Origin of the sequence: Rothia koreensis, assembly GCF_052232265.1 — a bacterium.
Classification (GTDB): domain Bacteria; phylum Actinomycetota; class Actinomycetes; order Actinomycetales; family Micrococcaceae; genus Rothia; species Rothia koreensis.
On record NZ_CP197643.1, the window covers coordinates 1,435,597 to 1,456,370 of the forward strand.

The following is a 20,774-nucleotide window of genomic DNA, read 5'->3' on the forward strand; positions in this document are numbered from 1 at the left end:
CCGTCCACGCGGCACCCGGGCAAGAATTGACGATGCCGCCCGTCCCTGGTCTGGGGAGGGGCGGCATCGTGCCGGTTGTGCGAACAGGATCAGACCTTGGCCCTGACCCCGACCCGATGGCTCAGATAACGCGACAGCCACTGGGCCAGAGTGGTCAGCAGGGCATTGATCACGATGAAGAGCAGGGCCGCCACGATGAGGGCCTGAAGCATCGAATGGGCCGCTCCCAGCCGTTTGGCCGCATCCAGCAATTCGCCGTAGGTGATGATGTAGCCCAGGGCGGTGTCCTTCAGAATCACCACGAACTGACTGAGTAGGGCCGGCATCATGGCCACGAGGGCCTGCGGCAGTTGGATCATTCGCAGCACCTGCCCGGAAGACAGTCCCAAGGACAGGCCTGCGTCACTCTGCCCCTTGGGCAACTGGTGGACTCCCGAGCGAACCAATTCCGCGATGACCGATCCGTTGTACAGGGTCAGTCCCAGGACCACCGCGAAGAATGGCAGATGATTCGGGTTGATCAGGGAAGTATGCCCCAACCAGAGCCAGAAGAAGATCATCATGATCAGAACCGGCACGGCCCGCAGAAACTCCACGACCACGGTGCAGACCCAACGGATCGGGCCGATCAGGGAGAGCCGGCCCATGCCGAAGACAAGCCCGAAGACCACCGATGTCACGATTGCAAGGAACGCGGCCTTGAGCGTGCCCCAGAGGCCGGGCAGGAACAGATGGGCCCAGGCGTCGCCGGTGAACAGGAATGCCCAGCGGTCCCAGGTCAGCTGGTCCTGCCGCTCCAATCGGATCAGGACGAGCAGAATGATTCCAGCGATTACCAGCGCGCCGATGATGTTGAAGACCCGGGTCAGGCGTTTGGCCCTGGGGCCCTGCGCGTCGAAGAGTGCGTTCTGAGTGCTCATCGCTTCACCGCCCATTTCCTCGACGCCCACGTGGTGATCAGGCCCACGGGAATCACGATGATCACGAAGCCGAGGGCGAAGGTCATGAAGATCGCGAAGATCACGTCGGAGTCGAATTCGATCATTTTCTTCATCATCACGGAGGCCTCGGCGACCGACGCGGCGGCCGCGACCGTGGTGTTCTTGGTCAGAGCGATCAAGGCGTTGCCCAGTGGTGTGATGGCCCCTCGAATGGCCTGCGGAAAGATGATCAGGCGAGCCGTGGGGAGGAACCCCAGGCCGATCGAGCGGGCGGCCTCGGCCTGCCCCAGGGGAACGGTGTTCACTCCCGACCTGATCGCCTCGCAGACGAAGGCCGCGTGGTAGATCGACAGCATGGCCACAGCGAAATTGAAGAAATTCTGCTTGAAGTCCGTGGAGAGCGTGATGTGCATCTGCGTCCACAGGGCCAGAACGGCCATGACCATCAGAATGGTCAGTGGCGTATTGCGCACGATGTGGACGTAGGCTCCGCCGAGCAAACGCAGACTGGGCACCGGAGAAATCCGCATGAGCGCGACGACTGCTCCGATCAGGAACGCGAAGACGGCCGCCCAGAATGTCAGCTGGATGTTGACCCAGAACGCTCCGACGACGTCGTAGTCGGCGAAGAGACGGGAGAACTGGTCGAAGTAGCTCATGCACACCCCTCCGTGGGTTTCGGCGGATTGGACTTCGCGTCGAATTCATAGCCGGACCCCTCGGTATTCTTCGACACGAACTTCTCCCAGGACCCGTCATCGACCATCGAGGTGATGGCCTTCGAGATTTCCGGGCACCGGGTGGTGCCCTTCGGCAGTCCCACGCCGTATTTCTCCTCGGTGAAGGTCTGGCCCGTGAGCTTGAACTTGCCCTTGTTGGTGCCGGTCGAGGCCAGACCTGCCAGGATGATGTCGTCGGTCGTCAGAGCGTCGATGCGGCCTGCTTCCAACGCGCCGATGCACTCGGCGTAGCTGTTGAGCTCCACGAGGTTGGCGTTCTCGGCGTATTTTTCCTTGATCTTGGCGGCGGACGTCGACCCCTGGACCGAGCACAGGTTCTTGCCGTTGAGATCGTCCGGCCCGTGGATGTCCGCGTTCGACTTCTGAACCAGCAGGTCCTGTCCGGCCACGAAGTACGGGCCGGCGAAGTCGACGGACTTCTTGCGTTTGTCGGTGATCGAATAGGTGGCCACGATCATGTCGACCTGATGGTTGGAGAGCATATTCTCACGATTGGCCGAGGGCGACTGGACCCATTCGATCTGGTCCGGGGAATAACCGAGTTTCCCCGCGAGGTAGGTGGCGACGTCGACGTCGAACCCGGAGTATCCGGTCCCGTCCTGATAGCCCAGACCCGGCTGGTCGAACTTGATTCCGATGCGGATGCGGTGGTCTGACCCTCCGACGCCGCACGAAGCCAAGGACAGGCAACCGATGATTGCCAGGGCCAGTGCCCTGAGCACGACCCGCTTGCGATGGCGCACGATTCCTCCTTTCACGGTGGCGACCGGTGGTCAGTGATTGAGGATCTTGCCCAGGAAGTCCTTGGCACGATCCGATTGCGGATTGGTGAAGAATTCCTCAGGGGCGTTCTCCTCGACGACGGCGCCATCGGCCAGGAAGACCACTCGGTCCGCCGCTTCGCGCGCGAATCCCATCTCGTGGGTCACCACGATCATGGTCATGCCCTCCTTCGCCAGGGAGGCCATGGTGTCCAGTACCTCGGTGATCATCTCCGGGTCGAGGGCGGAGGTCGGTTCGTCGAAGAGCATGACGCGGGGCCGCATGGCCAGGGACCGGGCAATCGCCACGCGCTGCTGTTGCCCGCCCGAGAGCTGGGCGGGCAGCTTGTCGGCCTGGCTGACCACTCCGACCTTTTTCAGCAGAGCCTCCGCCAGTTCCCTGGCCTCCCGTTTGGACTTGCCGCGGACCTTGATGGGGCCCATGGTCACGTTCTCCAGAACGGATTTGTGGGCGAACAGATTGAAGGACTGGAAGACCATGCCGACCTCCGAACGAAGCTCGGCCAATGCCTTGCCCTCGGCAGGAATCTCCGCGCCGTCGATCTGAACGGAACCCGAGTCGATGGTCTCCAACCGATTGATGGTCCGACAGAGGGTCGACTTTCCCGAGCCGGACGGGCCGAGGAGTACGACGACCTCACCCGGTTTGACCGTCAGATTGATGTCGCGGAGGATGTGGTGGTCACCGAACCACTTGTTGACGCCCGAGAGTCGGACCTCGGCGCCGGCCTGTGAAATGGCTGCGGTGCCACCCTCTGGAGCTGCAGTGCTCATCGAATACCTCATGCTGATTGACTGGAAGGTGATGAGAATCATTTATACCAGTGTTGTGTCTCACGTGAGGTCGCCCGAAGGCAGCCTTCGGGGGAGGTGCCGAACGCCCGGCGCGGACCCGACTCGGGCAGATCGTCCATCGAGGAAGTTCCCGAACTCATGGTCCAGAATGGAGGCATGAACTTTATCCTGGTGGGATTGACTTTCGTCATTCTGGCGGCCGTGCTCATCTCGTGCGCCGTCCTGGGCGCGGACCGACTCTCCGGATCCGAATACGTTTCCCGAGACGGCATCGATTGCCCCGGTCCCGAACGGGGCCCGTTGGAGCACGGTCGCACGACCCCCGACGTCGACCGCCCGACCGGTCGCCACGGCACCAGGTGACGCCCGTACGCCGGTTCGCCGCCGACGGCGTCGAACGGATCCGACAACGTATTCTCGGGTCCCCGATCTTCCTCTGGGTCTTGGGCGTCTACGCCGCAACCCGGATTTGGGGCTGGGTCGTCTTCAGCCTGGTCGGACGCCAGCAACAGTCCAGCCCCTGGGGGTCCGGGCCGATGAGCTACCTGCAGTTCATCGCCATCTGGGACGGGGACTGGTACCGGCACATCGCACAGGCGGGGTACCCGAGCACGCTTCCGGTGGACCTGTCCGGAAGCGTGGACCAGAACCCCTGGGCCTTCTATCCCTTGTTCCCGATGACGGTGTCAGGCCTCATGAGGGTCACGGGACTTTCCTGGCCTGCCGCCGGGGGACTGGTGTCCATCGCCTGCGGAGCCGTTGCCTCAATCCTCCTGTACGGCTTCTTCACCTCGGCCCGGGCCGTCGCCTCTCGGTCCGAGGATGCCGGAGGGGAACAGTATGTTTCTCCGCGTCGCATCCTCCACGGCCTCGGGCTGAAGCAGCCCGGACGCGGCATCGATCGGTTCGCCCTGTGGTCCACGGCGCTGGTCCTGCTCAATCCGATCGCGCCGATCCTCCAGGTTCCTTACGCGGAGTCCATGAACTTCATGTTCCTCGCCGGATTCCTGCTGGCCCTGGTGCGAGGAAATCTGGTCATTTGTTCGCTGGTGCTGATCCCGACCTGCTTGTCCCGACCGGTCGGGGTGCCCGTGGCGGCCGCGCTGGGGTTCTGGTGGCTGACCCGTTTCGTCCTGGCCTACCGCGAGCGTTCCTCGACGGAAGGGTTCGCTCGCTTCGCCGCCTCGTTCCGAAGAACCGCACGATACCTCGGCGTCGCCCTGTTCGCCTGCGTCTGCGCGCTGGCCTGGCCAGGTATCGCCTGGATCGCCACGGGGCGATACGACGCCTACACCTCCACCGAGACGGCGTGGCGCGGTGAGCACCTGCTGCCCGTGCAGCCCTGGATCGACCAGTCGCTGAACTACTTCGGCGCTCCCGGCCCCCTCATTCTCCTGATCCTGGTCCTCGGGTTCCTGTGGGTCATGCACAGCCGCGTGGTGCTGACGACGTTGCCGCGCAATATCCGGTATTGGTGCTACGCATACGTCACATATCTGCTGATTTTTCTCTTCCCGCAGTCCTCGACCTTCCGCCTGCTCCTTCCGGTTTTCCCCCTGGCCGCGCCGCTGGTGGCGCTCTCCGAATCGCGTGCATACCGGGCAACACTGCTCATCGGGGCGGCCCTGGGGCAGCTGATCTGGGTCGGATGGCTGTGGCACTGGAAGGAACTTCCCAGCGGAGGCGACTACCCGCCGTGAGCCCGGCGGAGCCCGTAACCATCGGTTGTTAAGGTGATCGAGCTATCATTGATCAACCGAGGTTCGAACCTCCTCGGCGAACAGCGTCTATCCGACAAGGAGAAACAATGGCCGCGATGAAGCCGAGGACCGGCGAGGGACCCATGGAAGTCGCCAAGGAAGGCCGGTCCCTCATCATGCGGATTCCCCTCGAGGGCGGTGGCCGCCTGGTTCTCGAGATCACGAAGGACGAGGCCCAGGACCTCAAGGAATGTCTCGACCCCATCACGCAATAGGGAGGGGAGCGGAGCACCCGCCCAACGGTCGAGCGAACGCACACGGACCTCAATCACAATGACCGGCTCCGGCCCATCGGGGGCTGGTAATGTGCTGGTGTGTTTGGAATCAACGGGGCCGAGTTCGTCGTCTTGGCCATTATCGTTTTCGTGGTGATAGGCCCTGAGCGCATGCCCGAGTACGCGCGGCAGCTCAAGGACCTCATCAAGTCATTGCGACGCACGGCCGCGGGTGCCAAGGATGATCTCAAGGAAACCTTGGGGCCGGAACTGTCGGACATCAACTGGAGGGCCTACGACCCCAGACAGTACGATCCGCGCCGGATCGTCCGCGAGGCGCTCCTGGAAGACGACGAGGAACAGCAGGAAGAACAGAACAAGGCCTCTGCGCCGCCTGCTTCCAACACGACGCGATTGAGCCCGGGTCAACTTGCTCCCTACGACACGGAAGCCACCTGACCCATCGACGGACTGCGGCTTCCTGGCCAGACCGGACGGTGTCCTCCGTCCGGTCTTTTTTCTGTCCTCGTGGTTCTTCTGTCCTCGTGGTTCGCCGCACGAGCCGTGACCGGGTCAGCTCAGGTCCAAGGGGAGCCTTCGCCCGGAGAGCCCTCGCTTCTGCTTTCTGATTCCGTCTGCGACGTCGGAGAGAGCCCGGGCCGAGGGAGAGTCCGGGGCGGACCACACCACAGGAACGCCCGTGTCTCCGCCTTCCCGCAGGGCCGAGTCCAACGGGACCGAGCCGAGGAGGGGCGTCTCGGTGTCGAGTGCCTGGCCCAGGCGTTCTGAGAGCATTGCTCCGCCGCCGGAGCCGAACATCTCCATGCGTGTCCCGTCCGGCATGACCATGGCGGCCATGTTTTCCACGACCCCGACGACCTTCTGTCCGGTCTGCAACGACATCGTCCCGGCCCTTTCCGCGACGTTGACCGCCGCGGGCTGGGGCGTGGTCACCACCACGAGGCCGGCGTTCGGGACCAATTGGGACATCGAGATCGCGATGTCGCCGGTTCCCGGCGGAAGATCCAGGAGCAGGACATCCAAGTCTCCGAAGTGGACGTCGGTCAGGAACTGCTCGAGCGCACGGTGCAGCATGGGTCCACGCCATGCGATAGGCCGGTTGTCGTCGAGAAACATCCCGATCGAAATGACCCGGATCGATCCGGGAACGTCGTCCCGTCCCGCCGCAACCCGTCGCGAGGCCGGAACTTCCACGACCGGAGGAAGGATCATGTCCTCGAGCTTGGTCGGCGGCTGGGTGATGTTCAGGAGCCCTGGTATCGAGAAGCCGTGCACATCGGCGTCGACGATCCCCACGGACAATCCCTCGGAGGCCATGGATGCGGCGATATTCGCCGTGACGGTCGACTTGCCGACGCCGCCCTTGCCGGAGACGATCGCATAGACCTGGGTCAGATTGGCCGGGTCGGCGAAGGGGTTGGTCTTCGTGTGGCCGAGCTGGTCACGGAGGCGGTTGCGTGCCTCGGCGTCCATGTAGCCGAGGTCGATCTCGACCGACTCGACGCCGTCGACCGATCGGACGGCTTCCCGGACGTCGTCCTGAATAGTGTTCTTGAGCGGGCAGCCTTCAATGGTCAGCCGAATACCGATCCGGGCCGTGGTCCCATCCAACTCGGCGTCGGTCACCATTCCCAACTCCGTGATGGGCCGCCGCAACTCGGGGTCGATCACGGTGGACAGCGCCGCGCGCAATGCGTCATTCATGAGTCTCCCGCGGGGTGCGCGTATTCCGTGCACTGTGATCGGTCGTGGAACTCGCATGACTTCCGCCGGCGCCGTCCGCGGTCACGATGTCCAGGACCGAGGTCCGGGGTTCGGGACTGCGGTGCCTGTCCGAGTCCTTCGATGACGAATGCGCGGCATCGCTGTCGGCCCCGCCACCGTTCGTTTCCTGGGCGCGAGAATCCTGCACGAGTTCCTCGATGAGGTCCCGAATCTCGGAACGAACGAAGTCGCGGGTCGCGACTTCCCGGAGCGCGATCCTCAGCGCCGCGATTTCCCGGGTCAGGTATTCGGTGTCCGCCAGGTTCTGCTGGGTCCGTTGCCGATCCTCCTCGGCGACCACGCGGTCACGGTCGTCCTGGCGGTTCTGGGCGAGCAGGAGGAGAGGAGCCGCGTAGGACGCCTGCAAGGACAGCATGAGGGTTAGCAGCGTGAAGTTCAGTGCGCGGGGGTCGAACTGCCACGACTCGGGCAGCAGCGTATTCCACCCGAGCCACACGGCCACGAACACCGTCATCCACACGAGGAATTGGGGCGTGCCCATCCACCGTGCGAAGGACTCGGTCATGACGCCGAAGGCCTCGGGGTTCGGCTGGTACCTCTGGTACCACTTGGGCTTGCTCGCGAGCGGCGTGTCCAGACCGGCACGGTGGGTATCGCGGGTGCGGCGATTTCTGGTCGTCTCACTCAAATTTGCGTCCCACCTTTCGGACGGGGGTGCCGTCGTCGTTGGTGCGCCAATCCTCGGGGAGGAGCGCGTCGAGAACGTCGTCAATGGTCACGGCGCCGACGAGGCGATCGTGTTCATTGGTCACGGGAATGATGGTCAGGTCGTAGGTCGCCAGGACCCGGGAGACATCCTCCAGGGAGGCGACGTCAGGGATCGGTTCGATGCTCCGATCGATGATGTTTCCCACGGGTTCCGGTGGTGCGAGACGCAGGAGCTCCTGCATGTGCACCATGCCGATGTACCGACCGGTCGGAGCCTCGAGGGGCGGGCGGCAGACGAAGACCGCGGCGGCGACCGCCGGGGGAATTTCCTCCTGCCTGATGTGGGCCAGGGCCTCGGCGACGGTCGCTTCCGGGGGAAGGATGATCGGCACCGGCGTCATCAACGATCCAGCGGTTCCTTCCTCGTACTCGAGAAGCCGCCGGACGTCTTCGGCGTCGTCGGGTTCCATCCGCTCCAGGAGCGCCTCGCGCTGGTTGTCGGTGAACATGTTGAGCAGGTCGGCGGCGTCGTCCGGTTCCATCTCCTCGAGGATGTCCGCCGCACGGCGAATGTCCAGGCTGGAGAGGATACGCACCTGGTCCTCCTCGGGAAGCTCCTGGAGGACGTCCGCGAGCCGCTCGTCCCGGAGTTCCTCCGCAACCTCGAGCATGCGTTTGTCGTTGAGGTCGTGGAGGGCGTCCGCCAGGTCGGCGGGCTGGGTGTCCTCGTGGGTCGCCAGGAAGTGCGAGGCGCCCTGAGGATCCATCGCGGTCCCGTAGACCACGTCCTCCCAGTCCACGACCAAGGCCTCATTCTTGCGTCGCACGAAACGGCCCGTGGTACCGGCCCGACGAACGAACAGCTCGGTGATCTTCCAATCGCCGTTCTTGGTCTGCTCCATGGCGCAGTCCTCGATGGTTGCTTCGCCCGAATTGTCCTTGAAGTGGACCTTGCGGTCGAAGAGTTCACCGATGACCAGGGCTTCTGCCCCGCGCTGCTCGAAACGGCGGAGATTCACCAGCCCGGTCACGATCACCTGGGTCGCGTCCATGCTGTTGACGCGCGTCATCGGCACGAAGACGGGCTTCTTGCCCAGGACCTCGACGACGATGCCCACCACGAGCGGTTGCAGGTGTTTGCGCTTGGCGTCCCTGTTGAGCACGACGACGTCCCGCAGGCGCCCCAACCGGTCGCCCACGGGATCGAAGACATCAAGACCCAGGAGCCTTGCGATGAAGATTCTGCTCGGAACGTTGCTCACTGCAACAGCGTACTCATATATCCCGGCCAGTATCATCCCGCCGGTTCACCTGTGGCGATACCCACGAGAATGGTTGGCGGTCAAGCCCGGAGTCAGGGAAAATGGTCAGTATGGCTAATTCCGGAAAGTCCAGACTCGCCGCCTTGCGGACCGAACAACTTGCGGGGTCCGTGACCGTGGGCAAGTTCTCCAAGTACCAGGACGCCCAGGGCGCGGTCGACCTTCTGGCCGAACGCGGCTTTCCGGTCCAGAACCTCGCGATCGTCGGATCGGACCTCCGCCAGGTCGAACACGTCGTGGGGACTCTCTCCTATGCGAGGGTCGCGGCCTCAGGGGCGCTCCAAGGTCTGTTCTACGGCGTGGTTCTGGGCGCCTTGCTCATGGCCTTCGGACGGGAATCGCCCCTCTCCGCCTTCCTGACGTCCATCCCGCTCGGCGTCGCGTTCTGGATGATCCTTTCGATCGTCGGATATTCGCGGCGCGGCGGGCAACGCAGCTTCACCGCTGTAGGCCAATTGGTCGCCGGAAGCTACGATCTGGTGTGCGCGCCCCAGGAGGCGGGCGAAGCGCGTCGTCTGTTGGGCGGTCATCGATCGGCGCCGACCTTCCGTCCCGCCGCGAACGAGCAGCCGGGATTTCCGGGAGGACCGCAAGGCTCGGGAGATCGTCCGGTCAACCAGCCTGGCTCGCCCGGGCCTGACGGGCCGTGGGGTCAGGCGGCCCCGGGACAGCGGCCGAACCATACTCAGACCCCGCCACCGCAGGCCGCGGAAGGCTCCTCGCAGAACAACCCGACCGGGAACGACGGCGCCGCCGAGACCCCGGACCGGTCACAGGCCCGGGATTTCAAGGATCTTCCCGACGGACGCCCCCGCTTCGGCATCCGCTCCGACGAGGCCGGAACCCAGAGGGACGATGCGGCTGGCGCCGGCGGTACCGAGCGTCGGGACGAGCCACCGGCGGGGGATTCCGCTCCCGACCACGGTCGACGGCCCGACTCCTCGGGCTTCTGAGAACCCGACGCGGCAGCGGCGAACGCAAAGCGCCGCACTCTTGACCACACCTGCGCCCCCGGTCCACGTGGGCCGGGGGCGCAGGTGCATGCCGTACACGGTCTACCGGGACAACTCGGCGATCCAGGACTCGATGTCCTCCGTCGTCCGCGGGAACCCTGCGCTCATGTTCTCGGGGCCGTCCTCGGTGATGAGAACATCGTCCTCCAGCCGGATTCCGATGCCGCGGTACTCCTCGGGCACGGCCAGGTCGTCTTCCTTGAAGTAGAGTCCCGGCTCGATCGTGAAGACCATGCCCGGCTCGATGATCCCGTCCAGGTAAAGATCCCGTTTGGCCTGTGCACAGTCGTGAACGTCCAATCCCAGGTGGTGGCTCGTACCATGCGGCATCCACCGGCGATGTTGGCCCCCGTTGTCCGAGATGGCTTCCTCGACCGAGCACGGGAGCAGCCCCCACTCGTCCAAGGACTCGGCCAGAGACTTCATCGCGGCCGCGTGCACATCGCGGAACCGATTGCCGGGAACGGCGACCTCGAAGGCGGCGTCGGAGGCTTTCAGCACGGCGTCGTAGATCTTCTTCTGAACGGCGGTGAACGTGCCGTCGACCGGCATGGTCCGGGTGATGTCCGCCGTGTAGAGCGTGTCGTCCTCGACGCCGGCATCCACCAGAATCAGTTTGCCGTCCTCCACGGTTCCGTTGTTGCGGATCCAGTGGAGCACGGTGGCATTGTTGCCGCAGGCCGCGATCGTTTCGTAGCCGACGTCGTTGCCTTCGGCCCGGGCGGCGGCGAAGAACGCGCCCTCGACGATCCGTTCACCGCGGTGATGCTCGCGGGCCTGGGGGAAAGCCCGAACGATATTCTCGAAGCCGGTTTTGGTCGAGGCAATCGAGCGACGAAGGTTCGCGATCTCTTCCTCGTCCTTGACGAGACGCAACTCGGACAGGGCCTCGGTCAGTTGGCCGTCGAGCGAATCCGATTCCTCGAGATCCACGCTCGTGTTCAAGCGGGAGGTATCGACGAGGGCGTCGACGTTCAGATCCACCTCGCGCAACAGACGCACACGCACGCCGCCCAGCGCCTGGGGGCCGGCGTTCTTGGTGATGGCCACCTCGACGTCGGACAGGTCCTGGCACCGGATTCCGTACTCGGACTCGATCTCCTGCAGCGTGGGTCGGGGGCCGACCCAGAACTCGCCGTACCGGGGGTCGGCGTAGAACTGCTCCGAGTCGCGCCCGGCCAGCGGACGGAAGTACAGGGTCGCCTCGTGGTTCGAACCGTCCGCGGCCGGTTCGTCCAGCGGCTCCAGGATCAGCACGGCATCCGGCTCGTGGTCGACGCCGAGACCGGTCATGTGGGCGAAGCCCGAGTGGGGGCGGAAACGGTAGTCCGTATCGTTGGACCGCGTCTTCAGCGGTCCGGCCGGAATCACCAGACGCTCACCGGGGAATTTCGCCGACAACGCCGCACGACGCCGGGCCGCGTGATCGGCCACCGAAGCACGCTCGGGGAGCGGCTTGTTCGAGGGCGCCCATTGGGTGCCCATGAAATCCTTGAACGCGCTCGATCGCGGCGGCTGCGAGCGGTTGCCGACCCGTTCCTCAAGAGGCTGCTGGTCGGCGGATTCCTGGGTTTCCGGGGAATTGTTCGAAGTCATGACTCCACAATATCGCCCGAGTTCGGACGCCGCCTCCCGGGCACCGAGTAGATTGGTTCCCGTGTGCATTGATCTCCATACCCACTCGAACGTCTCCGACGGAACGGAGCCTCCGGCCGTCGTCGTTCGCAGAGCTGCCGAGGCGGGCCTGACCTCCGTGGCCCTGACGGACCACGATTCGACCGCGGGGTGGGAAGAAGCCGCACGGGAGGCATCCTCCCTCGGCATCGACTTCGTCCCGGGGACAGAAGTCACCTGCGCCTCGGAAGACGGCATCTCGGTGCACCTCCTGAGTTACTTGCACGACCCCGAGGCCCCGGAACTGCGCGCCGAAATCGACAGGTCGAGAGCGGCGCGCCTGACTCGGGCGCGACGCATGGTCGACCGGCTCGGCGAAGACTTTCCCATCACCTGGCCGGACGTCGAGGCCCAGGTCAACGCCGATGCGACGGTCGGCCGCCCGCATATTGCCGACGCCCTGGTCGCGGCCGGAGCATGCCGGGACCGGACCGAGGCCTTCGCCACGATCCTCACCACGGGAAGCAAGTACTACGTCCCGCACTACGCGCCGAATCCGGCGCTCGCGGTATCGCTCGTGAGGCGGGCCGGGGGAGTACCGGTGTTCGCCCACCCGCTCGCGAGCAAGCGTGGGCGGACCGTGGGGCTGGAGGTCTTCGAGGACATGGTCGACGCCGGTCTGGCCGGAGTGGAGGTATACCACCGGGACAACGGGCCCGAAGACCGGCAGTGGCTCCTGGAGTTCGCTCGAGCGCACGGGCTGATCGTCACCGGGTCCAGCGACTACCACGGCGCGGGAAAGCCGAATCGTTTGGGAGAGAACACGACCGAGCCGCAGGCTCTGGAGGCCATCAGGGCCCAGGCGCGATCTCCTCGCCAGATGTCTGAGGGCTGACTGTCTCTTGGGAAACCCCTGAGGGCACGTTGCGACATCCGGCTTGGTCAAAGATGCGGGCAGGACACGGGCCCCCGGTGTCACAGTCGCGGATTTCTCGCCCGTCGCCCTTCGGAGGTGCATCGGGGGAGATGCCGAAGTCCTCGTTGCTCCGGACACACAGAGAATGGCAGCGAACGTCCGGAAAACGAGCACGCAAGTCGGTATTCTTCGTCAGGATTCCGATCAACAGCCTTGCGGGGCACGGCCGATGACGCTGACCGGAGGCTCAGGCCGTTTCAAGACGTCCGAAGACCGTCCGTCCGCGGGTACCTGGCTACGGAGTGCGTCCAGTCGTCGCCACAATGCGGTCGATCTGCGAAGCATTGGCGGTGACATCCACGGGAGGCCCCCACAGCTCCGGTACCGGAGCATTTGGGATGAACTCGGTGACGTGATCGAGACAGGCTTGCAACGTCTCACTGGGCAAGCTGATGGAACGGCCCAGCGATTGAGCGATGTCCCAGCTATGGACGACCATTTCGGTGAGGGCAATCCTGCCCCAGAGGTCATTGGACAGCTCGAGTTCACCAGCGCTCGTGCTGCCTTGCCATGCCGTCGGATCATCCCACGCTGCCCCCAGGGCCTGCACGTGCTTGATTGCCTCGGCCACGAGTGTGCTCGGGGTGTCGTTCGTCATGTCGGGATCTGCCTCGTCATTCCCGCTTTCAACGCGGTGTTCACCCACTGCCCGAAACCCTTGTGATACCGAGCTGACATGCTCGATCAGGTCGGCCAGTGTGAAGTCCGTGCACGGTGTCTCGCTGGTCAGGTCGTCGTCGGTCACCGCGGTCAGCAAGTCGGACATCAGGCAGCAGGCCGGTTTGAGGTCGAGCAACGGATGCTCCTCTCACTGGAATCTGTTGGGTCAATCCATGGGCTGGTAGGTCTGGATCCTGCAGATCTTTCCGTCCCTGAACCCGAACACCTCGGCGGAAACGAACTCCACGGGTTCACCGTCCCCCGGGACGAAGCGGCCACGGTTGATCGCCACGACGACGTCGTCCTGCTCCACGAATCGCTCGATCGTGAGCTCTGGTGTGCCCGAACCCAGGTCGTTGCGCATGTGCTCCGCAAAGCCTTCTCTACCCTCGACGACCTGGCTCCCGTTGAATTCCCACACGAGGTCGTCGGTGACGCAGGAAAGAATTTGGGACAAGTTTCCGGCCACGAATCCGTTTGTGTAGGACTGGATGACCAGCTGTTGTTGACTTGGCATGTCGAAGCTCCTTTCGCGGACTTCGAAATGTCGTTCTCACCGGTGGAGAACAGACATCGGCGCACCTGCCGATACAGTTGCCAATATCGCTCGGCCAGGAGCCGCTCTCGGGCTCCAACCGTGGGAAGAACGACCGGTGTGACGCCGGGTATATCGACATTTCAATTTTTGTTGCCGAGTAACAATCATTACGATAGACCCGCTGTCAAGCCTCGGGCCTCGCATGGTCTCAGGCACGTTGGAAATTTCTTGATAACCGCTCGTCAGGTTTCTCGAGAATTGTCATTCGGAGACCAGAAGTCGCACATTGTTGCTACGCCGTGAGCGACTCCCGTGCCGATAGCAACGGTGATTGGGAGGATGGGATTCCTACCATGACCGTGGAAGAATTCGCCGAGCCCGATGCTCGATCCATGGATTTCCGGATTCCGGACGCCGCACGGGCCTGCAGGGCCTGAGCGCACGAGTGCTGTACAAAGTCGATCCAGTCAGACTCGGTCAGTCCTCGATCACGCGAGCGTGCGGAAGCCGGTTGCGCATGATCTCGATCGCCTGATCGTTGGAATCAATGCACACGAAACGTCGTTCCAGAGCGTGGGCCACGGCCCCCAGGCTGCCCGATCCGGCGAAGAAATCGAGGCACCAGTCCCCAGGTCGGGAGGAGGCCGCCACCATTCTGCGCAACAGGCCCATGGGCTTCTGCGTGGGGTACCCCGTCTTCTCCTTGCCCGTCGGCGAGACGATCGTGTGCCACCACACGTCGGTCGGCAATTTGCCCCGGGCAGCCTTTTCCGGCGTGACCAGTCCCGGAGCCATATACGGTTCCCGGTCCACCTCGGCCGAATCGAAGTGGTAGTTTTTCGGGTCCTTGACGTAGACCAGGATGTTGTCGTGCTTCGCGGGCCAGCGCCTCCTCGCCCGGGCGCCGTAGTCGTAGGCCCAAATGATTTCGTTCAGAAAGCAGTCGCGGCCGAAAACCATGTCGCACATGACCTTGGCATAGTGGACCTCCCGATAGTCCAAGTGGAGATACAACGTCCCGGACTCCGTCATCAGGTCACGGGCCAGTTCCAGGCGGGGGAGCAGGAAGGACCAGTAGTCCTCGAAGGCGTCGTCGTACCGCGACAAGGATTCGAGGACACTCTTGTATCCGCGGCCCTTGAAGCCACGCCGATCCGCGTCCTCCGGATCCACGCGGTGGCTCCGGAGGTTGCGCCTGACCTGGGCGCGCCCGGTGTTGAAGGGCGGGTCCACATAGATCATCGAGAAGGCCTCGGCCGGCAGATCCGCGAGGACGTCCCGGTTGTCTCCCCGGATCACCAAATCCTGGTCGTTCAGCTCGATTCCCACGGGAGCCGGGGCTACTCGGCCGACGAGGCTTGCGAGCCCGAGGCGCCACCCGTGCGACGCCGACGCCGGCGTCGCCGGGGAGCATCCCCGCCACGGCCACCGGATTCGGCGGATCCGCCGTCGGACCGCTGGGGTCCGGAACCGTTGCCCTCGCGAGGACCCTGTGAAGGCTTCTCCGAGCGACGACGCCCACCGCGGCCACCGTTCCTGGACCGCGAGCCCGAAGGCCGGCCGGAAGGGCGAGCCTTCCCGCGGCTCTCGCCGCCGGAACGGGAACGACGGTCATCGCAGTCGATGTCCTCGACCTCTTCGGCCTCCAAACCGGCGTGGGTGCGCTTGTTGCGGGGCAGCTTTCCCTTGGTCCCCTCGGGAATGTCCAGGTCGGTGAACAGATGCTTCGACGAGGAGTAGGTCTCGACCGGCTCAGGGACGCCCAGGTCCAGGGCTCGGTTGATCAGGGACCACCGGGGAACGTCGTCCCAATCGACCAGGGTGATCGCAGTGCCCTTGTTGCCCGCGCGCCCGGTCCGCCCAATGCGGTGCAGGTAGATCTTCTCGTCCTCCGGGCACTGGAAATTGACCACGTGCGTGACGTCCTCGACGTCGATCCCGCGGGCGGCGACGTCGGTCGCCACGAGAACATCGACCTTTTCGTTCCGGAACGCACGCAGAGCCTGCTCGCGGGCGCCCTGTCCGAGGTCGCCGTGGATTGCTCCCGCGGCGAATCCGCGCTTGACGAGCTCGTCGGAGAGGCGGGCGGCGGCGCGCTTGGTCTTCGTGAAGATGATGGTTCGCCCGCGGCCGTTGGCCTGCAGCGCCCGAGCGATCAGCTCGTCCTTGTCCATGGGGTGCGCGCGGTAAATGACCTGGCGAATGTCCTTCTTGGTCGCGCCTTCGTCATCCGGGGTCGAAGCGCGGATGTGCATCGGGTGGGACATGTAGCGGCGGGCCATGGAGATGACCGGTCCGGGCATGGTCGCGGAGAACAGCATGGTCTGACGGACCTCGGGCACCGAGGCGAGAAGCCGTTCGACGTCCGGCAGGAACCCCAGGTCGAGCATTTCGTCGGCCTCGTCCAGGACCACCGCCCCGACCTGCTGGAGGTTGAGGTACTTCTGCCGGTGGAGGTCGATGAGGCGACCGGGTGTCCCGACCACGACCTCGACGCCTTTCTCGAGCTCCGCGATCTGCGGCTCATAGGCGCGTCCGCCGTAGATCGTGGCGACCCGGGCATTGCGCTTCCGCGCCGCCACGGAGATGTCATTGCCGACCTGAACGGCCAATTCCCTCGTGGGAACCACGATGAGGGCTTGGGGCGCGCCGGGGGACTTGAGGGAGGCCCAGGCGGCGTCGTCGCGACCGACGACGCGCTGGAGCACCGGCAATCCGAAGCCGAGGGTCTTGCCGGTACCCGTCTTGGCCTGGCCGATGATGTCCTGTCCCGACAGGGCAACGGGCAAGGTCATGGACTGGATGGGGAAGGGGTGGGTGATCCCCTTCTCGGCCAGGGCTTCGCAGATGTCCTCGCGGACTCCGAAATCTGCGAAGGTCTTGTCTTCTTCGGGGCGAACCTCCGGGGCTTCGGCGGCATCGGTCTCCAGGCCGCGCTGCACGGTGTCGGGGGTTTCTTCGAGAACTGTGGTTTCCGGATCGTTGTCTTGGTTCACGGGGATGAGCTCCACTCGGTCGATGGTGTGACCGCAGGGCGGACGGTTGGGAACCGTCGCGCGGAGGCTGGTTGCGCACGTCTCGCGGCGCTCAACCTCAGCGGTCGAAGGATCGGTAGGAAGCCGATCGCAACAATCATCGGGTGAGGCGCGCTTCCTCGAAATCCGAGGTGGCGCCCCGTGGCGGACGTCAATTCAACAGGAAACGACCGGGCATCCAGGGTTCAGTCTATCCCGCTGGACGAAACGAAGGGAGGACCTGGCCCGATTCGGGCGGGTCCTCCCTTCCGTCAGCGGATTGCGGGCAGGTTGCTCAGCTGTCGCTGAACGGGCCGAAGCCGATGTGGCGGCGCGTTTCGGCGCCGATTTCGACGTAGCCGATCGAGGCGCCGGGGACGAGGGTGATGTTGCCCTTCGAATCGGCAAGTTCCAGCAGGCTCTGGTTGGCCAGGGCCTCGGAGACCTGCTTCTGGACGGACTCGGGCGTCTGGTCGGATTCGACGACGACCTCCCGGGCGACGTCCTTGATACCGATCTTGATTTCCATGCGTATTCCTCCTGCGATGATGGCGGGAACGGGACTCGAGCCCCAGCCTACTCAACCCTCGAGCGAGCTGGTGCGCACCTCGCCCCGATTTCGCTGAGCGCGGTAGTCACTCCCACGGCTTGTCGACGTTCTCCAGGCCCCGCCAGACGAGTTTGAACAACAGAAATTGCTGACGCAATTGCTTGTCCGGGCACTCCGTGGTGGAGACGATGCGGGCCGCAGATATGGCCAGGCCGACAAGGGCCTGGGCCAGGAAGTCACAGTCCTCGTCGTCGAGGTCGCTGTTTTCGCTCAGTGTGCGACCCAGGCGTTGCGAAACCCGTGCCACGAGACCGTCGAGCTTCCGAGCGACGGACTCGTTGGCCCGCGCGTCCGATTCGAACAGAATCCGGTACACATCGTGATCATTGATGACGACGTCGATGAAGTTCGCGATCATGGCCTTGGTTCGGGTCTTGTTCCCGATGTCGCGGAGCAGGGGAGTGATGACCTGGTTCTCGAAGAGCTCGATCGCCGACTCGAGGACAGCACAGTACAGCTCGTGCTTCCCCGAGAAGTGCTGGTAGAGAACGGGCTTGGACACGCGCGCCGATTCGGCGATGTCTTCCATCGTGGTGGTGTGGAAGCCGTATGCGGCAAAGTGCTCTCGGGCCACGGAGAGCAACTGACGACGTCGTTGGGGCCCCGGCATCCGGGTACCGAACTCATATCGTGGCGACAGTTCTGACGAGCCAGACATGGGAGGGGCAGTCCTTTCATGGCGATTCGGCCGCATTGTCCAGGACCACGGGTGGTGGCGGCACCATCGGACCATGAGCGTCCCGTGACCACGCCGTCCGGGTCCAGGACACTACTATAAGACTTGTTTGCCCTTGTCAGGACGCTTTCTGTTGCTCCGCGACGTCGTGTCCCGCGGGCGTCGTGTCCGCTTCGGGGGAATCCTCTGCGGCCGGCTCCGGGACGGTGATGTCGTACAGAGCCTCGATCGCGTCCATGAACTCCTGCTCACGGCCTTCCGCGGCCAGTTTCCGAGCCTTGACCATGGGTGTGTGCAGCAAAGAATGCATCATGCGGCGCATCGCGAATTCGAGCTGATCCGCCTGGGCGCCGCAACCGTACTGGTGCCTGACCTTGTCCATTTCGGTGTCCAGAACCGCCATGGTGTGACGCCTCAGGGCGACGATGGCATCGTCCACGTTCTGCTGGTTCCTGTGTGCCCTGAACTCCCGCGTGGCCTTCTCGACGATCGCGCGGGCCGCGGAGACCGATTCGTTGGCCTCCTCCGGGGCCGCGAGCCTCACGGATTCGAGGGTGATGAGTTCGACACCGTCCAGGTCAGCGATGGAAGGATCGAAATCTCTGGTCAGAGCCATGTCGACGACGATGTGGTTGCCTTCCGGGAACGTCTCCGAAGAAAAGGGGGTCGATCCGCCGCTGCAACCGATGATGACGTCGGAGGCGGTCATGGCCTGAGTCAATTCCGCATCTGTCACGGGTGTTCCGCCGCGCTTCGCGGTGAACTCCTCGGCGCGACCGGATGCGGAGTACACCCAGACGTTGTGACAACCTCGTGCGCTGAGTGCGGCCATGGTGGCACCCGCGTAGGCGCCCGTGCCGAAGACCAGCGTGTGGGCCTCCTTCCACGGGGTGGTGGCAACCTCTTCGGCGAGGTCGAGGGCGACGGAGACGATGGACCTGCCGCGCTCGCCGAGTGCAGTCTCGGTCCCGACCGTGCGTGCGGTCCTGGCTGCGGCCTCGAACAGACGAATGAGTTCGCCCGACGCCGTGCCTTCTTCGCGAGCGTTCATGAGGGCCCGACGCACCTGCCCGGTGATTTCTCGTTCGCCGACCACGGCAGACTCGAGCCCCGTGACCACGGTGAACAGGTGGGATGCGGCGTCTTCGTCCCGGAGGATCTCGAAGGATCCGCGGACGAAGGATTCGTCGAGATCGGCGGCATCGGAGATGGTGACAACCATGGCGTCCACGGCCCGGTCGACGTCGCCGTCGGTCGCGAGTGCCTCACCGTAGAGTTCGAGCCGGTTGCAGGTCGAGAGGGTCACGAGGCCCTTGAGCGGCCCCTCGTTCACGAGGGCAGGACCGAGCGCCCCGACGCCCGTCGTCAACGTGGCGACGGTATTCAGGTCAACATTCTTGTGCGATGAAACCAGCGAAAACAAAACCACGACTCACTCATAATAACCACGTCCCGAGAGACCGCGAAACACGCTCGGAGTGACTCTCGCGACCCCGATCCCGTGATGACAACCTGTCCACAAAAACGGTCCGACAAGTTGGCACAATGGAATCATTATGACGACTCCGAACCACGCGCCCCGGCCGATGTTGACCGAGGCGCAGCTTTCCCGCCTGCCCTCCGATCACCCCCTGCGCACGGCGGGCACGGACCGCTCGCCCATGATCCGGGCCATGCTCGGGGACAGGCCGGAACACCCGCCGGTCTGGTTCATGCGGCAGGCCGGTCGTTCCCTCCCCGAGTACCGGGCGGCCAGGGAAGGCACCAACATGCTCGAGTCGTGTCTGACACCCGACCTCGCGTCGGAAATCACACTGCAACCCGTTCGCCGGCACCACGTGGACGCCGCGATCTTCTTTTCCGACATCGTCGTCCCACTCAAGGTGGCCGGCCTCGACGTCGACATCCTGCCGGGCAAGGGCCCGGTCATGGGCGCGCCCTTCAACAGCATGGAGCGAATCGCCGAGTTGCCCGAGGTTCCGGACTCGGCTTTCGATCCCATTCGCGAGGCGGTCGCACTGACCGTCGAACAGCTCGGCGGCACGCCCCTGATCGGATTCGCCGGAGCGCCGTTCACCGTGGCCGCCTACATGGCCGAGGGCGGCTCGAGCCGGGACCACCTGGGCCCCCGCACCATGATGTACCGCGACCCCGAAGCCTGGGACGCACTCGCCGGATGGGTTTCCAGAGTCTCGGCCCAGTTCCTTTCCGCACAGATCGAAGCGGGAGCCAGTGCCGTGCAGCTCTTCGACTCGTGGGCCGGCTCCGTTCCCGAGCGTGACTACAGGGAGCACGTGATGAAGTACTCGGCCGGGGTCCTCTCCGCAGTCGAACCTTATGGTGTGCCACGGATCCACTTCGGCACGGGCACGGGTGAGCTCCTCGTGGCGATGAAGGAGGCAGGAGCCGACGTCGTCGGCGTGGACTACCGCATTGACCTGGACCAGGCCTCGGAGAGAGTGGGCCGCGATACACCGCTGCAGGGAAATATTGACCCGGCCCTGCTGGACGCGGGGTGGGGTGTTCTGCAGAAGCACACCATGGACGTACTCTCGAAGGGTAAGGCCGCCGCTGCCCACATCGTGAATCTCGGGCACGGCGTCCCGCCGGGAACGGACCCCGCCGTACTGACCCGGCTCGTCGAATTCATACACGAAAGCTAGC

22 protein-coding genes are annotated in these 20,774 nt (G+C 64.4%); 7 read left to right on the forward strand and 15 right to left on the reverse strand.

Features of this window, described 5'->3' with window-relative positions; translation table 11 throughout:
- Positions 1-89: 89 nt before the first annotated feature.
- From ACTSLZ_RS06330 to ACTSLZ_RS06345, 4 genes are read right to left on the reverse strand one after another with little or no spacing between them, the layout of a single operon-like run.
- Entirely contained in the window at positions 90-920 is an 831-nt protein-coding gene (locus tag ACTSLZ_RS06330; protein ID WP_443096055.1) for an amino acid ABC transporter permease, read from the reverse strand.
- Positions 917-1,600, reverse strand: a complete 684-nt coding sequence (locus tag ACTSLZ_RS06335; RefSeq protein ID WP_129314077.1) for an amino acid ABC transporter permease — start codon at positions 1,598-1,600, stop codon at positions 917-919. The genes ACTSLZ_RS06330 and ACTSLZ_RS06335 overlap by 4 nt, the downstream gene beginning before the upstream one ends.
- A complete protein-coding gene (locus ACTSLZ_RS06340; protein WP_443096056.1) occupies positions 1,597-2,424 on the reverse strand; it encodes a glutamate ABC transporter substrate-binding protein in 828 nt (275 codons plus the stop codon). Before ACTSLZ_RS06340 ends, ACTSLZ_RS06335 begins: the two co-directional genes overlap by 4 nt.
- A gap of 30 nt (positions 2,425-2,454) precedes the next feature.
- The gene (locus ACTSLZ_RS06345) at positions 2,455-3,237 is read right to left on the reverse strand and encodes an amino acid ABC transporter ATP-binding protein (protein WP_443096057.1); all 783 of its coding nucleotides are present in this window, start codon (positions 3,235-3,237) and stop codon (positions 2,455-2,457) included.
- A gap of 177 nt (positions 3,238-3,414) precedes the next feature.
- Here ACTSLZ_RS06345 and ACTSLZ_RS06350 point away from each other — a divergent pair, with 177 nt between their 5' ends.
- The 4 genes from ACTSLZ_RS06350 (at position 3,415) to ACTSLZ_RS06365 (ending at position 5,692) form a co-directional block, all read left to right on the forward strand.
- A complete protein-coding gene (locus ACTSLZ_RS06350) occupies positions 3,415-3,621 on the forward strand; it encodes a hypothetical protein (RefSeq protein ID WP_129314079.1) in 207 nt (68 codons plus the stop codon).
- Entirely contained in the window at positions 3,618-4,958 is a 1,341-nt protein-coding gene (locus ACTSLZ_RS06355; RefSeq protein ID WP_443096058.1) for a hypothetical protein, read from the forward strand. The genes ACTSLZ_RS06350 and ACTSLZ_RS06355 overlap by 4 nt, the downstream gene beginning before the upstream one ends.
- Before the next feature lie 107 nt (positions 4,959-5,065).
- Entirely contained in the window at positions 5,066-5,233 is a 168-nt protein-coding gene (locus ACTSLZ_RS06360) for a DUF3117 domain-containing protein (protein ID WP_129314081.1), read from the forward strand.
- Between the two features lie 99 nt (positions 5,234-5,332).
- Positions 5,333-5,692 (forward strand): Sec-independent protein translocase TatB, encoded by a 360-nt coding sequence (locus ACTSLZ_RS06365; RefSeq protein ID WP_443096059.1) that lies wholly within the window; start codon positions 5,333-5,335, stop codon positions 5,690-5,692.
- Positions 5,693-5,806: 114 nt separating this feature from the next.
- Here ACTSLZ_RS06365 and ACTSLZ_RS06370 read toward each other — a convergent pair whose 3' ends face one another.
- The 3 genes from ACTSLZ_RS06370 to ACTSLZ_RS06380 are packed head-to-tail and all read right to left on the reverse strand — an operon-like array spanning position 5,807 to position 8,949.
- Complete coding sequence (locus tag ACTSLZ_RS06370; RefSeq protein WP_443096060.1) at positions 5,807-6,958, reverse strand: Mrp/NBP35 family ATP-binding protein; 1,152 nt, start codon at positions 6,956-6,958, stop codon at positions 5,807-5,809.
- A complete protein-coding gene (locus tag ACTSLZ_RS06375; RefSeq protein ID WP_443096061.1) occupies positions 6,951-7,667 on the reverse strand; it encodes a DUF1003 domain-containing protein in 717 nt (238 codons plus the stop codon). The genes ACTSLZ_RS06370 and ACTSLZ_RS06375 overlap by 8 nt, the downstream gene beginning before the upstream one ends.
- Positions 7,660-8,949 carry a magnesium transporter MgtE N-terminal domain-containing protein gene (locus tag ACTSLZ_RS06380; protein WP_238692244.1) on the reverse strand — a complete coding sequence of 430 codons (1,290 nt, stop codon included), beginning with the start codon at positions 8,947-8,949 and terminating at the stop codon, positions 7,660-7,662. Before ACTSLZ_RS06380 ends, ACTSLZ_RS06375 begins: the two co-directional genes overlap by 8 nt.
- Before the next feature lie 110 nt (positions 8,950-9,059).
- On the opposite strand from ACTSLZ_RS06380, the gene ACTSLZ_RS06385 reads away from it, so the two are divergent.
- On the forward strand, positions 9,060-9,962 hold the full coding sequence (locus tag ACTSLZ_RS06385) for a general stress protein (RefSeq protein WP_443096062.1): 903 nt from the start codon (positions 9,060-9,062) through the stop codon (positions 9,960-9,962).
- Between the two features lie 102 nt (positions 9,963-10,064).
- On the opposite strand, the gene ACTSLZ_RS06390 is transcribed toward ACTSLZ_RS06385, so the two are convergent.
- Complete coding sequence (locus ACTSLZ_RS06390) at positions 10,065-11,618, reverse strand: aminopeptidase P family protein (protein WP_443096063.1); 1,554 nt, start codon at positions 11,616-11,618, stop codon at positions 10,065-10,067.
- A gap of 61 nt (positions 11,619-11,679) precedes the next feature.
- On the opposite strand from ACTSLZ_RS06390, the gene ACTSLZ_RS06395 reads away from it, so the two are divergent.
- Entirely contained in the window at positions 11,680-12,531 is an 852-nt protein-coding gene (locus ACTSLZ_RS06395; RefSeq protein ID WP_443096064.1) for a PHP domain-containing protein, read from the forward strand.
- A 316-nt stretch (positions 12,532-12,847) separates the two neighbouring features.
- Here the strand turns inward: ACTSLZ_RS06395 and ACTSLZ_RS06400 are convergent, their stop codons facing one another.
- The 7 genes from ACTSLZ_RS06400 to ACTSLZ_RS06430 form a co-directional block, all read right to left on the reverse strand.
- Complete coding sequence (locus ACTSLZ_RS06400) at positions 12,848-13,408, reverse strand: TIGR03086 family metal-binding protein (RefSeq protein WP_443096065.1); 561 nt, start codon at positions 13,406-13,408, stop codon at positions 12,848-12,850.
- A gap of 30 nt (positions 13,409-13,438) precedes the next feature.
- The gene (locus ACTSLZ_RS06405) at positions 13,439-13,789 is read right to left on the reverse strand and encodes a nuclear transport factor 2 family protein (protein ID WP_178979624.1); all 351 of its coding nucleotides are present in this window, start codon (positions 13,787-13,789) and stop codon (positions 13,439-13,441) included.
- Between the two features lie 498 nt (positions 13,790-14,287).
- Positions 14,288-15,139 (reverse strand): DNA-methyltransferase, encoded by an 852-nt coding sequence (locus ACTSLZ_RS06410; RefSeq protein WP_443096066.1) that lies wholly within the window; start codon positions 15,137-15,139, stop codon positions 14,288-14,290.
- Positions 15,140-15,150: 11 nt separating this feature from the next.
- Complete coding sequence (locus ACTSLZ_RS06415) at positions 15,151-16,752, reverse strand: DEAD/DEAH box helicase (RefSeq protein WP_443096105.1); 1,602 nt, start codon at positions 16,750-16,752, stop codon at positions 15,151-15,153.
- Between the two features lie 367 nt (positions 16,753-17,119).
- Positions 17,120-17,353 carry a DUF3107 domain-containing protein gene (locus ACTSLZ_RS06420; RefSeq protein WP_129314089.1) on the reverse strand — a complete coding sequence of 78 codons (234 nt, stop codon included), beginning with the start codon at positions 17,351-17,353 and terminating at the stop codon, positions 17,120-17,122.
- 106 nt (positions 17,354-17,459) lie between these two features.
- Positions 17,460-18,092, reverse strand: coding sequence for a TetR/AcrR family transcriptional regulator (locus tag ACTSLZ_RS06425; protein WP_162421326.1), 633 nt, complete (start codon positions 18,090-18,092; stop codon positions 17,460-17,462).
- A gap of 136 nt (positions 18,093-18,228) precedes the next feature.
- Complete coding sequence (locus ACTSLZ_RS06430) at positions 18,229-19,539, reverse strand: glutamyl-tRNA reductase (RefSeq protein ID WP_443096067.1); 1,311 nt, start codon at positions 19,537-19,539, stop codon at positions 18,229-18,231.
- Between the two features lie 127 nt (positions 19,540-19,666).
- Between ACTSLZ_RS06430 and hemE the strand changes: the two genes are divergently transcribed.
- Complete coding sequence (gene hemE, locus ACTSLZ_RS06435; RefSeq protein WP_443094495.1) at positions 19,667-20,773, forward strand: uroporphyrinogen decarboxylase; 1,107 nt, start codon at positions 19,667-19,669, stop codon at positions 20,771-20,773.
- The last annotated feature ends 1 nt before the right edge of the window (position 20,774 follow it).